The following is a 13,857-nucleotide window of genomic DNA, read 5'->3' on the forward strand; positions in this document are numbered from 1 at the left end:
AGGGTGTCGGGCCGGGGTGTGGGCTCGGCGCTGGGGCCGGTGCTGGGTTCAGTGCTGGGTGAGGCCATGGTCGGTGTGCTTCCTCAGCTCGGCGGCGGCGTGGGCGACGCGGGGTTCGTACATGACGGTGAAGCGTTCGCCGTGGATGGGCGAGATGTGCAGGTTTGCGGTGGCGACGGTGCGCCAGCCCATGTCGTCGGGCGGGGTGTCTTCGGCGGTGGGTGAGAACAGCAGGAGGTCGCCGTCGTAGGGGGCGTGGCGGTAGTGGCCGACGGCGTGGGCGTTGGCGCGGAAGACGTCGACGAAGCGGCGGGCCTGGTTGAGGTCGGCGGTGTCGGGTTGGAGGGTGTCGGTGCGGGCGGCGGCGTCGATGACGGCCAGGAGGCGTTGTTCGGGGTCCATGCGGTGCAGGTCGTCGAGGTCGACCTGGACGCGTCCGCCTGCGAGGGCGTGGGTGAGCAGGACGGCGTCGTCTTCGAGTGAGGCGCGCAGGACGGGTTCGTCGGCGTCGGAGTAGAACAGGACGACGAGGGGGACGTGGTGGCCGAGGTGGCGCAGGCGGCGGGCGACTTCGAGGGCGATGTTGCCGCCGATGCAGTAGCCGCCGAGGACGTAGGGGCCCTGGGGGCGGGTGGCGAGGAGGTGGGTGGTGTAGTCGTCGATCATTTCGGCGAGCGTGGCGTGGGGTTTTTCGCCGGGGGCGAGTCCGGCGGCCTGGACGGCGTAGACGGGCTGGTCGGGGCCGAGGTGGCGGGTGAGGGGGAGGTAGCGGAAGACCTGGCCGCCGAGGGCGTGGAAGAGGAAGAGCGGGGGGCGGTCGCCGCGGGGGTTGAGGGGGACGATGCGTTGGGGTGGGGCGTCGTTGTCGTGGGGGCGGCGGAGTTCCGCGGCGAGTTGGGCGATGGTGGGGGCGGTCAGGACGGTGGAGAGGGGGACGGTGCGGCCGAGTTCTTTGCGCAGGCGCATGGTGAGGCGCAGGGCGAGCAGGGAGTGGCCGCCGAGGGCGAAGAAGTCGTCGTGGACGCCGACGGCGTCGATGCCGAGGGTGTCTTCCCAGAGGGTGGCCAGGCGGGCTTCGAAGGGGTCGCGGGGCGGGATGTAGGGGGCGCGGCCGGTGGCGGTGTCGGGTGCGGGCAGGGCGGCGCGGTCGAGCTTGCCGTTGGGGGTGACGGGGAGGTTGTCGAGGGTGATCCAGGCGGTGGGGATCATGTGGTCGGGCAGGTGGGTGCGCAGGTGGGCGGTGAGGGCGGCGGTGTCGGGTGCCTGAGCGCCGGTGGGGACGAGGTAGGCGGCCAGGCGCTGGTCGTGCAGGGTGACGACGGCGGCGCGGATGTCGGGGTGGGTGAGCAGGTGGGTCTCGATCTCGCCGAGTTCGACGCGCTGGCCGCGGATCTTGACCTGGAAGTCTGATCGGCCGAGGTATTCGACGGCGCCGTCGGGCCGGCGGCGGGCGAGGTCGCCGGTGCGGTAGAGGCGGGCGCCGGGTGGGCCGTAGGGGTCGGGGACGAAGCGTTCGGCGGTGAGGTCGGGCCGGCCGATGTAGCCGCGGGCGAGTTGGACGCCGCCGAGGCAGAGTTCGCCGGGCGTGCCGACGGGCACGCGGTGGCCGGCCGCGTCGAGGATTTCCAGGCGGGTGTTGGCGACGGCGTGCCCGATGGGGATGGTCGTCTCGCCGGGGGTGCAGGGGTGCCAGGTGACGTCGACGGCGGCTTCGGTGGGGCCGTAGAGGTTGTGGAGTTCGGTGGTGGGGAGGCGGTCGTGGAAGCGGCGGGCGAGGTCGGGGGGCAGCGCCTCGCCGGAGCAGATGACGCGGCGGGCGGTGGTGGGCAGGTGGGGCTCGTCCAGGAAGAGGTCGAGCATCGAGGGGACGAAGTGCAGGGTGCTGATGTGGTGGTCGGCGACGAGGGCGGCGAGGTGGGCGCTGTCCTTGTGGCTGTCGGGCGGGGCGACGACGAGTTGGGCTCCGGTGGTGAGCGGCCAGAAGAGTTCCCAGACGGACACGTCGAAGGACAGGGGTGTCTTGTGCAGGACGCGGTCGTGGGGGGTGAGGTGGAAGGTGTCCTGCATCCAGTGCAGGCGGTTGGTGATGGCGCGGTGGGAGACGGCGACGCCTTTGGGGCGGCCGGTGGAGCCTGAGGTGAAGATGACGTAGGCGAGGTCGTCGGGGTGGACGCTGGGTGGGTCGTCGTCGCGGCTGCCGCCGGGCTGCTGGGTGGTGCCGGTGGTGAGGTGGACGGTGGTGCCGGCCGGCAGGAGGCGGGCGGTGGCGGGGTCGGCGACCGCGGTGCGGGCCTGTGCCGTGTCGAGCATGTAGGTGAGGCGTTCCGGCGGCAGGGTGGGTTCGAGCGGCAGGTAGGCGGCGCCCGCGCCGAGGATGCCGAGCAGGGCGGGCAGCAGGTCGGGTCCGCGGTCGAGGCAGAGGCCGACGACGTCGCCGGTTCGGGTTCCGGTGGCGCGCAGCCGGGTGGTGAGGGCGTGGGCGCGTTCGGCGAGTTGCCCGTAGGTGAGCCAGGTGCCGTCGTAGCAGACGGCGGGCGCGTCGGGCGTGCGGGTGGCCTGGGCGGTGATGAGCTGGTGGAGGGTGGCGGGCGGGTAGGGGCGGGCGGTGTCGTTCCACCGGTCGATGGCGGCGCTGTCGCGGGTGAGGTAGGCGGTGGTGGGGCGCGGGTCGGTGCCGGGGGTGGCGGCCTGGCCCAGCGCGGTGAGGTAGTGGTCTTCGACGTGCCGCAGGTCGGCGGCGGCGAACTGGGTGCTGTCGTAGGTGAGGGTGAGGTCGAAGCCGCCGTGGTGGCGTGAGCGGGTGAAGCTGGTGGTGAGGGGCAGGTCGGTCTGTTCGAAGAAGTCCTGGTCGACGATGTCGATGCCGGGCATGCCCTGGTAGACGTGGAAGTCGCGGTAGTCGAACAGCACGTCGAGCAGGGGTGAGCGGCCGGCGGCGCGCTGGATGTCGAACAGCGGGTACTGGCGGTGCGGCAGGAGGGCGACCTCGGCGTCGAAGACGCGGCGGATGAGGGTGTCCCAGGTGGGCGCGCCGGTGTCGATGCGCAGCGGCACGGTGTTGAGGAACAGGCCGAGGACGTCCGCGCCGGCGTCGCTTTCGGGGCGGCTGTGGGTGACCAGGCCGGTCATGACCTCGGTGTCGCCGGTGATGAGGGCCAGGACGCGCAGGTGGGCGGCCAGCAGGACGGTCCGCAGCGGCACGTTGAGCCGGCGGGCGGTGTGCTGGAGCCGTTCGAGGAGCGCGGGGTCGACAGGGCGGCGCAGGACTTCGACGGTGCGCTCCTCCCCCGGCCTGTCGGGGGTGGCCGGGCGGGGAAGGCGGGTGTCGGGGGCGTCGGCGACCTGGGCGTGCCAGAAGCGCTGGGCGTCGGGTGAGGCGACGGCGGCGCGTTCGGCGGCGACGAGGTCGCGGAAGGCGGCCGGCGGCGGGGTGGTGGGCAGCGGGGTGTGCCGCAGGTGCGCGTGGTAGCGGCTGAAGAGTTCGGTGATGAGGGCGGCGACGCTCCAGCCGTCGAGGATGGCGTGGTGGAAGCTCAGGCTGAAGGCGTGGTGGTCGTCGGGCAGCAGGTGGACGTGGGCGCGGGCCAGGGGCGGTGCCGCCCAGTCGAAGGGGCGGCGCTTTTCCTGTTCGGCCCAGGCGTGCAGCCGGTCGCGGGGGTCGGGGTCGGTGGTGAGGTCGGTGACGTCCAGGGGGATGGCGGCGGCGCGGTGGACGAGTTGGAGGGGTTCGCTGAAGCCGGTCAGGTCGAAGGAGGTGCGCAGCACGGGGTGGCGGGCGGTGACCTCGGCGAGGGCGGTGGTGAGGGCGGCGTGGTCGAGGTGGCCGCGCAGGGTGATGGTGGTCAGGTCGTGGTAGGTGGGTGCGTCGGGTTCGTAGGCGCTGTGGTAGAGCATCCCTGCCTGGAGCGCTGCCAGAGGGTAGGCGTCTTCCAGGTCGTGCGCGGTCGGGGTGGTGAGGGTCATCGCGCGCCGCCTTCCAGCATTCGGGCCAGGTCGTCGGGGTTGAGCAGGGCGAAGGGTGTGGGCTCGGCGGTGGGTGGTGGGGTGGTGTCGGCGGCGGGGGTGAGCCGCTGGGCGAGTTCGGCGATGGTCTGGTGCAGGAAGAGCTGTTCGAGTCGTACGGCGTAGCCGGCGTCGCGCAGGCGGGCGACGACTTTGAGGCTGCGGATGGAGTCGCCGCCGACGGCGAAGAAGTTGTCGTGGACGGAGATGTGGGCCAGGCCGAGGATGTCGCGCCAGGCGTCGGCCACGGCGTGTTCGGCGGGGGTGCCGGGCGGGCTCGCGGGGGTGGCGGTGGCGGGGGTGTGCGGGCGGGGTAGGGCGTTGCGGTCGAGTTTGCCGCTGCGGTTGAGCGGGAGCGCGTCGAGGTGGACCCAGCTGGTGGGGATCATGTGGGCGGGCAGCCGGTCGCGCAGGAGCCGCGCCCAGTCGGCGGGGTCGGTGGTGGCGCCGGGGTCGGGGACGACGTAGCCGGTCAGGCGCAGGCCGGCGCTGTCGGCGGTGGTGTGGACGGCGGCGGCGCGGACGCCGGGCAGGGTGGTGAGGGCGGTTTCGATGTCGCCGAGTTCGACGCGGATGCCGCGGATCTTGACTTGGTGGTCGGTGCGGCCGAGGTATTCGATGGCGCCGTCGGGCCGGCGGCGGGCGAGGTCGCCGGTGTCGTACAGGCGGCTGCCGGGTGGGCCGTAGGGGTCGGGGGTGAAGCGTTCGGCGGTGAGGTCGGGGCGGCCGATGTAGCCGCGGGCGAGTTGGACGCCGCCGATCCACAGGGTGCCGGGGGTGCCGATGGGGGTGCGGTTCATGCGGTGGTCGAGGATTTCGAGGCGGGTGTTGGTGATGGCGTGCCCGATGGGGAGGGTGGTCTGGCCGGGGGTGCAGGGGTGCCAGGTGACGTCGACGGCGGCTTCGGTGGGGCCGTAGAGGTTGTGCAGGCGGGCGTGCGGGAGGGTGGCGGCGAACCGGTCGGCGAGGTCGGGGGTGAGCGCTTCGCCGGAGCAGATGGCGGTGCGCAGGTGGGTGAGGCGCTGGGTGAGGCCGGGTTCGTGCAGGAAGGCGTCCAGGAGTGAGGGGACGAAGTGGACGGTGGTGACGGCTTCGCTGTGCAGGAGGTCGGCGAGGTAGGCGGGGTCGGTGTGGCCGTGCGGGCGGGCCACGGTGAGCTGGGCTCCGGTGGTCAGTGGCCAGAAGAGTTCCCAGACGGACACGTCGAAGGAGAAGGGTGTCTTGTGCAGGACGCGGTCGTGGGGGGTGAGGTGGAAGGTGTCCTGCATCCAGTGCAGGCGGTTGGTGATGGCGCGGTGGGAGACGGCGACGCCTTTGGGGCGGCCGGTGGAGCCTGAGGTGAAGATGACGTAGGCGAGGTCGTCGGGGTGGACGGCGGGGTCGAGGGGGGCGGGGTCCTCGGCGGCGATGGCGGCCGCGTCGCGGTCCAGCAGCAGTGGGGTGAGGTCGGCGGGCAGGTGTGCGGCGAGTTCGCCGGTGGTGATGACGAGGCGGGCGTTGGCGTCACCGGTCATGGCGGCGAGCCGGTCGCGTGGGTGGTCGGGTTCGAGTGGGAGGTAGGCGGCTCCGGCGGTGACGACGGCGTGGACGGCGACGACGAGGTCGGGGCCGCGGTCGAGGCAGAGGCCGACGACCTGGCCGGGGCCGGCGCCGAGGGCGCGCAGGCGGCGGGCGAGGCGGTTGGTCCTGGCGGCGAGTTCGGCGTAGGTGAGCCAGGTGCGGTGGCCGGGCCGGTCGGGGGTGTCGTGGCCGAGGGCGGCGGCGTGGGGGGTGTGGCGGGCCTGCGCGGCGAGCAGGGCGGGCAGGGTGGCCGGCCGGTCGTCGGGGCGGGTGGTGTCGTTGGCGGCGGCGATGGTGCGCAGTTCGGCGGTGGTGAGGATCGGGACGTCGGTGACGGGCCGGTCGGGGTCGGCGAGGGCGTGGGTGAGGAAGGCGCGGTAGTGGTCGGCCAGGCGCCGCATGCGGTCGTGGTCGAACAGGTCGGTGGCGTAGTGCAGGACGGCGGTGAGCCGGTCGCCGGCCTCTTCGATGATCAGGTGCAGGTCGGCCTGGGTGACGCCGGGGTCGATGTCGAGGGTGTCGAGCCGGATGCCGGCGGCCTGGGGTGGCGCGGGGGGCACGTTCTGGTAGGCGAACATGACCTGGAAGAGCGGGTTGCGGGTGAGGTCGCGCTGTTCGGCGAGTTCCTGGACGAGCAGTTCGAACGGCAGGTCGGCGTGGTCGTGGGCGTCCAGGACGCGGTCGTGGGTGCGGTGGAGCAGTTCGGTGAGGGTGGGGTCGCCGGACAGGTCGCCGCGCAGGACGAGGGTGTTGAGGAACAGGCCGGCCACGTTCTCGACGGCGGGGTGGGTGCGGCCGGAGACGGGGATGCCGATGGGGATGTCGGTGTGGCCGGTGTAGCGGGCGAGGAGGGCGTGGAGGGCGGCGAGCAGCACGGTGAAGGGGGTGGTGTGGTGGTGGCGGGCGCAGGCGTGGACGGCGGCGACGGTGGGGGCGTCGATGGTGAAGGTGAGGCGGTGCCCGGCGTGGTCGGGCAGGCCGGTCCGGTGGCGGTCGGCGGGCAGGTCGAGGGTGGCGGGCAGGTCGGCGAGGGTGTCCTTCCAGTAGGCGAGGGAGGCGGTGTGGCCGTGGGTGGTGGTGTGCTGCCAGGCGGCGAAGTCGCGGTAGCGGACGGGCGGCTCGGGTGGTGCGGGCCGGCGGGTGGTGCGGGCCTGGTAGAGGGTCATGAGGTCGCGCAGGAGGATGGACAGGGTCCATCGGTCGGCGATGACGTGGTGGAGGGTGAGGAAGAGGTCGTGTTCGCCGGGGGCGCGGGCGACGAGGAGGGCGCGGGCGAGCGGTCCTCGGGCGAGGTCGAAGCGGTGCCGGGCTTCGGCGCGGCCCGCTGATGCGGCGGCTTCCGGGTCGGTGGTGAGGTCTGTCACGGTGAGGCGGGGCCGGTGGGGGCCTTCCTGGAGGTGTGGTTCGCCGTCGTGGCCGGTGATGACGAGGCGGAGCGCGTCGTGCCGGTCCACGAGGTCGTCGAAGGCGGCGGTGAGGGCGGCGGTGTCGAGGGGGCCGGTCAGGCGTTCGGCCCAGGCGATGTTGTAGGCGGGGTTGCCGGGGTCGAGCTGGTCGAGGAACCACAGGCGGGTCTGGGCGGGGGTGGGGGTGGTGGGGCCGTCGGGGATGCGCGGGATGGCCGAGGCGGCGGCGGGCGGGTCGGCGGGGATGAGGGGGGCCAGGCCGGCGATGGTGGGGGTTTCGAAGCAGCGGCGCAGCGGCACGGCGACGTCGTAGGCGTCCTTGAGGCGGGTGATGAGCCGCAGGGCGAGCAGGGAGTGGCCGCCGAGGGTGAAGAAGTCGTCGTCGGTGCCGATGTCGTCGCGTTCGAGGAGTTCGGTCCAGATGGTGTGGAGGGCGTGTTCGGCGGGGGTTCGGGGCGGCCGGTGGTGGGGGGTGGCGGTGGCGGAGTGCGGGGGCGGCGGCAGGGCGGCGCGGTCGAGTTTGCCGCTGGGCAGCACCGGGAGGGCGGCGACGGGCACGAACGCGGCCGGGATCATCGCTTCGGGGAGGCGGGCGCGCAGGTGGGCCCGCCACTCCCCCGCCAGTGCCGCCGGTGGGTCGCCGTCGTGGCTGTCGGAGGCGGTCGTCTCGACGTAGGCGACCAGGCCGCGGCCGCCGGGTGCGTCGTCGCGCACGGTGACGACGGCGCGGCGCACGCGGGGGTGTTCGGCGAGGGCGGCCGCCACCTCCCCCGGTTCGATGCGCACCCCGCGTACCTTCACCTGGTCGTCGGCGCGGCCGAGGTACTCCAGCGACCCGTCGGTGCGGCGGCGGGCCAGGTCGCCGGTGCGGTAGAGGCGGGCGCCGGGCGGGCCGAACGGGTCGGGGACGAACCGTTCGGCGGTCAGGGCGGGGCGGCCGTGGTAGCCGCGGGTCACTCCGGCGCCGCCGAGCAGCAGCTCCCCCGGCACGCCGACGGGGACGGGCTGCAGGGTGGCCGGGTCGACGACGTGGGCGGTGGTGTTGGCGACGGGGGTGCCGATGGATCCGCCGGTGTGGCCGGTGACGTGGTTCCTGGTGGACCAGATGGTGGTCTCGGTGGGGCCGTACAGGTCCCACAGGTCGTCGGTGGTGGTCAGGAGCTTGGCGGCGAGCGGGGCGGGGAGGGCTTCTCCGGTGCTGATGACGCGCGGGACCCGGTGGGCGAGGGCGGGCAGCAGCGTTTCCAGGACGGAGGGGGTGGCCTGGACGGTGTGCAGGTCGCCGGTGCGGATGAGGTCGTGGACGGTGGCGATGTCGGCGGTGGAGGCGACGACGACGGTGCCGCCGGTGGTGAGGGGGCCGAAGATCTCGGCCATGGCGATGTCGAACGACAGGGAGGTGAGGAACAGGTGGCGGTCGCCGGGGGTGAGGCCGGGGTGGTCGCGCAGGTCGGACAGCAGGTTGACCAGGCCGCGGTGGGGCACGACGACGCCTTTGGGGCGGCCGGTGGAGCCGGAGGTGTAGATGAGGTAGGCGGCTTGGTCGGGGTGGGTGGGGGGCGGGGTGGAGCCGGTCTGGTCGCCGGTGTGGGTGGTGTCGGGGTCTGGGGCGGCGTCGAGGAGGGTGCGGGGCAGGGCGGTGGGGAGGCGGTTCTGCAGGGTTTCGACGGTGATGGCGAGGGTGGCGCCGGAGTCGGTGAGGATGTGGTCGAGCCGGTCGGCCGGGTAGTCGGGGTCGAGTGGCACGTAGCAGCCGCCGGCCTTGAGTACGGCGAGCAGGGCGACGATCAGGTCGGGCGTGCGGGGCAGGCAGACGCCCACGCGGGTTTCCCGGCGTACGCCGAGCCGTCGTAGCCGCGCGGCCAGGTGGTCGGCGTGTGCGTCGAGTTGGGCGTAGGTGAGCCCGGTGCCGGCCGTGCGCGGTGCGCCGGGCCGGCCGCCGGACTGGACGGCGGACTGGACGGCGAGGGCGTCGGGGGTGCGGGCGGCCTGGTCGGTGACGAGCTCGTGGACGCCGCGGTCCGGGTGGGCGGTCGGCGGCGGGCCGCTGAGGCGGAGGGTGGCGTCCCGTTCGCGGGGGTCCATGAGCGGCAGGTCGGACAGCCGCAGGGTGGGAGTGGCGACGGCGGCGGCCAGGAGGGTGCGCAGGTGGCCGGCGAGCCGTTCGACGCGGTCGTGGTCGAACAGGTCGGTGGCGTAGTCGACGACGCACAGCAGCGATCCGTCCGCTCGTTCCTCGACGATGAGGTCCAGGTCGAACATGGCGGTGCCGGGGTGGACGTCCAGGCGGCGCAGGGTGAGGCCGGGCGCGCCGGTGGGCAGCGGCGGGGTGTTCTGGTAGGCGAGCATGACCTGGAACAGCGGGTTGCGTGACAGGTCCCGGCCGGCCGCCAGGTCCTCGACGAGCGTCTCGAAGGGCAGGCGGGCGTGGTCGAAGGCGTCGAGGGCGCGTTCGCGGGTACGGCGCAGCAGTTCGGCGAAGGTGGGGTCGCCGGACAGGTCGCCGCGCAGGACGACGGTGTTGAGGAACAGGCCGACGGTGCGGTCGAGGCCGGCGTGGGGACGGGCCGACATGGGGGTGCCGAGGGGGATGTCGGTCTGGCCGGTGTAGCGGGCCAGGAGGGCCTGTACGGCGGCGGCCAGGGCCATGAAGGGGGTGGCGCGTTCGGCGCGGGCGAGGTCGCGCAGCCCGTTCGCGAGCGGGGCGTCCAGGTCGAACAGCAGGCGGCGGCCCTGGTGGGTGCGGGCGGCGGGGCGGGGCCGGTCGGCGGGCAGGTCCAGGGCGTCGGGCAGGCCGGCGAGGGTGTCGCGCCAGTAGGCGAGGTCGTCGCCGTGGGGCTGTTGGAGGCTCCAGGCCGCGTAGTCGCCGTAGTCACGGTGGTCGGCGGGTGGCTGGGGCGGGTGCGTGCCGGCGTACAGGTCGAGGAGCTCGCCGAGCAGGAGGGTGATGGACCAGCGGTCGGCGAGGATGTGGTGGAGGGTGAGCAGGAGCCGGTGCCGGTCGGGGGCCAGGCGGATGAGCCGGGCGCGGGTGAGGGGGCCGGTGGCCAGGTCGAAGCGGTGGCGGGCTTCGTTGGCGGCGGTGTCGTCGGCCTGGGCGGCGGTCATGGTGTCGAGGTGCAGGGCGGGGCGGACGGGGCCGGGCTCCTGGCGGGGTTCGCCGTCGTGGACGGTGATGATGTGGCCGAGGATGGGGTGGCGGTCGAGCAGGGTGTCGAACGCGGCGGTCAGGGCGGTGGTGTCGAGGGGGCCGTCGATGTCGTACGCCCAGGACAGGGTGTAGGCGGGGTTGCCGGGGTCGAGCTGGTCGACGATCCACAGGCGGCGCTGGGCGTGCGACAGGGGCGCGGCTGCGGTGGGGTCGGCGCGGCGCGGGATGGGCGGGCCGTGCCGGCCTCCGTTCTGAGGGGGGTGTGCCGGGGCGGGCTGGGGGCCGGTGTGTTGCCGCCGGGTGGCTGCGAGGCGGGCCTCGAGGGCGGCGCGCTGTTCGGGGGTGAGCCGGGCCAGGCGTTCACGCGCGCGGTCCACGTCGGTCACCGGTCCTCCTCTAGCAGGTCCAGCAGGTCTGCGTCGGTCAGTTGGCGGTGGAGTACGGCCAGGGCCTGCTCCTCGACGGTGGTGGCGTCGAAGATCAGGCGCAGCGGGAGGTCGACGCCGAGTTCGTCGTTGACGCGCTCGACGAGGCGGACGGCGAGCAGGGAGTGGCCGCCGAGGGCGAAGAAGTCGTCGGTGGCTCCGACGCGGGGGCGGCCGAGCAGGTCGGCCCAGATCGCGGCGAGGGTTTCCTCGATGGGGGTGCGTGGCGGGATGTGGCCGGCGCCGTGCCCGGTGTCGGGGGCGGGTGGGGGGAGGGCGGCGCGGTCGAGCTTGCCGCTGGGCAGGACGGGCAGGGTGTCGAGGTGGACGAACGCGGCCGGGATCATCGCTTCGGGGAGGCGGGCGCGCAGGTGGGCGCGCCACTCCCCCGCCGCGTCGGAGCCGCCGCCGGCGTTGTGGGTGGTGACGTAGGCGACGAGGCCGCGGCCGCCGGGCGCGTCGTCACGTACGGTGACGGCGGCGTGGCGGATGGCGGGGTGTTCGCTCAGGACGGCGGCGATCTCGTCGGGTTCGATGCGCACACCGCGGATCTTGACCTGGTGGTCGAGGCGGCCGAGGCATTCGATGGTGCCGTCGGTGCGGCGGCGGGCCAGGTCGCCGGTGCGGTAGAGGCGGGCGCCGGGCGGGCCGAACGGGTCGGGGACGAACCGTTCGGCGGTCAGGGCGGGGCGGCCGTGGTAGCCGCGGGTCACTCCGGCGCCGCCGAGCAGCAGCTCCCCCGGCACGCCGACGGGGACGGGCTGCAGGTGGTCGTCGACGATGTGGGCGGTGGTGTTGGCCAGCGGCGTGCCGATGAGCATGGTGGGCGGGGCGGGTGGGACCTGCCAGGCGGTGGACCAGATGGTGGTCTCGGTGGGGCCGTAGAAGTTCCACAGGTCCGCGGTGAGCTCGTGCAGCCGGGTGGCCAGGTCGGTGGGCAGGGGTTCGCCGCCGAGGATGAGGTGCGGGATGCCGTGGGGCAGGTCGGCGTGGACGAGGCCGGCGACGGAGGGGGTGAGCTGGACCAGGTCGGCGTGTTCGGCGGCGCGGCGCAGTTCCTTGGGGGTGCGGGCGGCGTCGTCGGGGGCGAGGTGGAGGGTGCCGCCGGACAGCAGCGGGGTGAAGATCTCCAGGGCGGCGATGTCGAACGACAGGGAGGTCGCCAGCAGGGCGCTGGTGGCGCCGAGGCGGCGGGTGACGTCGGTGATGAGGTTGACGACGCCGCAGTGGGGCACCTCGACGCCTTTGGGGCGGCCGGTGGAGCCGGAGGTGTAGATGAGGTAGGCCAGGTGGGCGGGCGTGACCTCGGGCAGCGGCCCCTCGGCTGCGGTGGTGGGCGGGTGGGCGGCGTGGTCGAGGTGGTCGATGAGGAGTTCGGGTGGGCGGGCGGCCGGCAGCCGGTCGAGCAGGTGTGAGGTGGTCAGGAGCAGGTCGGTGCCGGAGTCGGCGAGCAGGTAGGCGAGCCGGTCGGGCGGGTAGGCGGCGTCGAGCGGCACGTAGCAGCCGCCGGCCTTGAGCACGGCGAGCAGGGCGACGATCAGGTCGGGGGTGCGGGGCAGGCAGAGCGCGACGCGTGATTCGGGGCGTACGCCGAGGCGGCGCAGGTGGCGGGCCAGGGTGTGGGCGCGCGTGTCGAGGTCGGCGTAGGTGAGGTGGGCGCCGTCGGGGGTGCGGACGGCCACGGCGTCGGGGGTGCGGGCGGCCTGGTCGGTGACGAGGTCGTGCAGGCAGCGGTCGGGGTAGGGGGCGGCGGTGTCGTTCCAGGTGGTCAGGAGCTGGTCGCGCTGTTCGGGGGTCAGCAGCGGCAGGCGGGACAGGGGCGAGGCGGGGTCGGCGGCGACGGCGGTGAGGATGAGCCGGTAGGCGGTGGCGAGGCGTTCGACGGTGGCGGGGTCGTACAGGTCGGTGCTGTAGGCGATCCAGACGCCGGCGCCGTCGGCGGTCCTGATGACGTCGAAGCTGAGGTCGAGCTGGGTGGTGCCGTTGGCGAACTGGCCGCGTCCGCTCATGGGCAGCAGGTTGAAGCCGATCTGGTGCAGCGGGGTGCGGCTGGGGTCGCGTTCGGGTTGCAGGGCCTCGACGAGCCGGTCGAAGGGGAGGTCGGCGTGGTCGAGGGCGTCCAGGACGGTGGTGCGGACCCGGGCGAGCAGGTCGGTGAATGCGGGGTCGCCCGACAGGTCGGTGCGCAGCACGAGGGTGTTGATGAACATGCCGATGAGGGGCTGGACCTCGGGCAGGTCGCGGCCGGCGACGGGGGTGCCGACGGCGATGTCGTGGGTGCGGGCGTGGCGGGCGATGAGGGCTTTGAGCGCGGCGAGCAGCACCATGAACAGGGTGGCGCCGTGGCCGCGGGCGAGGTTGTCCAGGGCGTCGACGAGGTCGGCGGGCAGGTGGAGGTGGTGTTCGGCGCCGTCGTGGCCGCGTACGGGCGGGCGGGGCCGGTCGGTCGGCAGTCCGGTGTCGGCGGGCAGGCCGCTCAGGCGGTCGCGCCAGTAGGTGAGTTGCCGGTCCAGGACGCCGTCGGCGAGGTGGCGGCGCTGCCAGTCGGCGTAGTCGGCGTACTGGACGGGCAGGTCGGGCAGGCGGGGCGGGCGGCCGTGGGTGTGGGCGTCGTGGAGTTCGTGCAGTTCGGTGACGAAGTTCGTGGCGGATCGGGCGTCGAAGACGGCGTGGTGGACGATGAGGACGAGCCGGTGCACGGGCCGCTGCCGGTCCGGCGCGGGGCCCGGCAGGCGGACGAGGCGGGCGCGCCACAGCGGGGCCTCATCGAGGGTGAAGGGGGTGCGGGCGTCGGCGCGGGCGAGCGTGTGGAAGTGGTGTTCGGCCTGGTCGGGGGGCAGGTGGGTGAGGTCGGTGTGGTGGAGGGTGACCGGCAGGTGCGCGTGGACGACCTGGACGAGGGTGCCGTCTTCGGTGGTCAGGGCGGTCCGCAGGGTCTCATGGCGGCGGACGATCTCCCACAGGGCGTGCGTGCAGCGCTCGTGATCGGTGTCGGGCAGGTCGATCACGGCGTTGACGTGGTGGGCGGGCGCGTCGGGGTCGAGCTGGGTGAGGAACCACAGCCGTTGCTGCGCGTACGACGCGGGGAAGACGTATGTGCCGGTCACCCGGGGTTGCCCTCCTATTCCCCCATGGCCTCGCGCAGGCTGCGCGGGCGCATGTCGGTCCAGACGTGTTCGATGTGGTCGAGGCAGGTTTGCTTGGGTCCGTGGACGCCGGTGTCGTGCCAGCCCTGTGGCAGGGGCCGGTCGGCGAACCAGATGGAGTATTGGTCTTCGTCGTTGACCACGACCTTGTAGTGGCCGTCGCGCAT

Annotated in this window: 4 protein-coding genes; all 4 read right to left on the minus strand. The window is 73.9% G+C overall.

Annotated features, from left to right (window positions below; all coding sequences use genetic code 11):
- Positions 1–48 precede the first annotated feature (48 nt).
- The 4 genes from FHU36_RS19940 to FHU36_RS19955 are packed head-to-tail and all read right to left on the minus strand — an operon-like array spanning position 49 to position 13,857.
- Positions 49–3,963: a non-ribosomal peptide synthetase gene (locus FHU36_RS19940; RefSeq protein WP_185085458.1), complete on the minus strand. Its 3,915-nt coding sequence runs from the start codon at positions 3,961–3,963 to the stop codon at positions 49–51.
- The gene (locus FHU36_RS19945) at positions 3,960–10,505 is read right to left on the minus strand and encodes a non-ribosomal peptide synthetase (RefSeq protein WP_185085459.1); all 6,546 of its coding nucleotides are present in this window, start codon (positions 10,503–10,505) and stop codon (positions 3,960–3,962) included. Before FHU36_RS19945 ends, FHU36_RS19940 begins: the two co-directional genes overlap by 4 nt.
- Positions 10,502–13,651: a non-ribosomal peptide synthetase gene (locus tag FHU36_RS19950; protein ID WP_185085460.1), complete on the minus strand. Its 3,150-nt coding sequence runs from the start codon at positions 13,649–13,651 to the stop codon at positions 10,502–10,504. Before FHU36_RS19950 ends, FHU36_RS19945 begins: the two co-directional genes overlap by 4 nt.
- A 14-nt stretch (positions 13,652–13,665) precedes the next feature.
- On the minus strand, positions 13,666–13,857 hold the full coding sequence (locus FHU36_RS19955; RefSeq protein WP_185085465.1) for an MbtH family protein: 192 nt from the start codon (positions 13,855–13,857) through the stop codon (positions 13,666–13,668).

Source organism: Nonomuraea muscovyensis (genome assembly GCF_014207745.1).
Lineage (GTDB): Bacteria > Actinomycetota > Actinomycetes > Streptosporangiales > Streptosporangiaceae > Nonomuraea > Nonomuraea muscovyensis.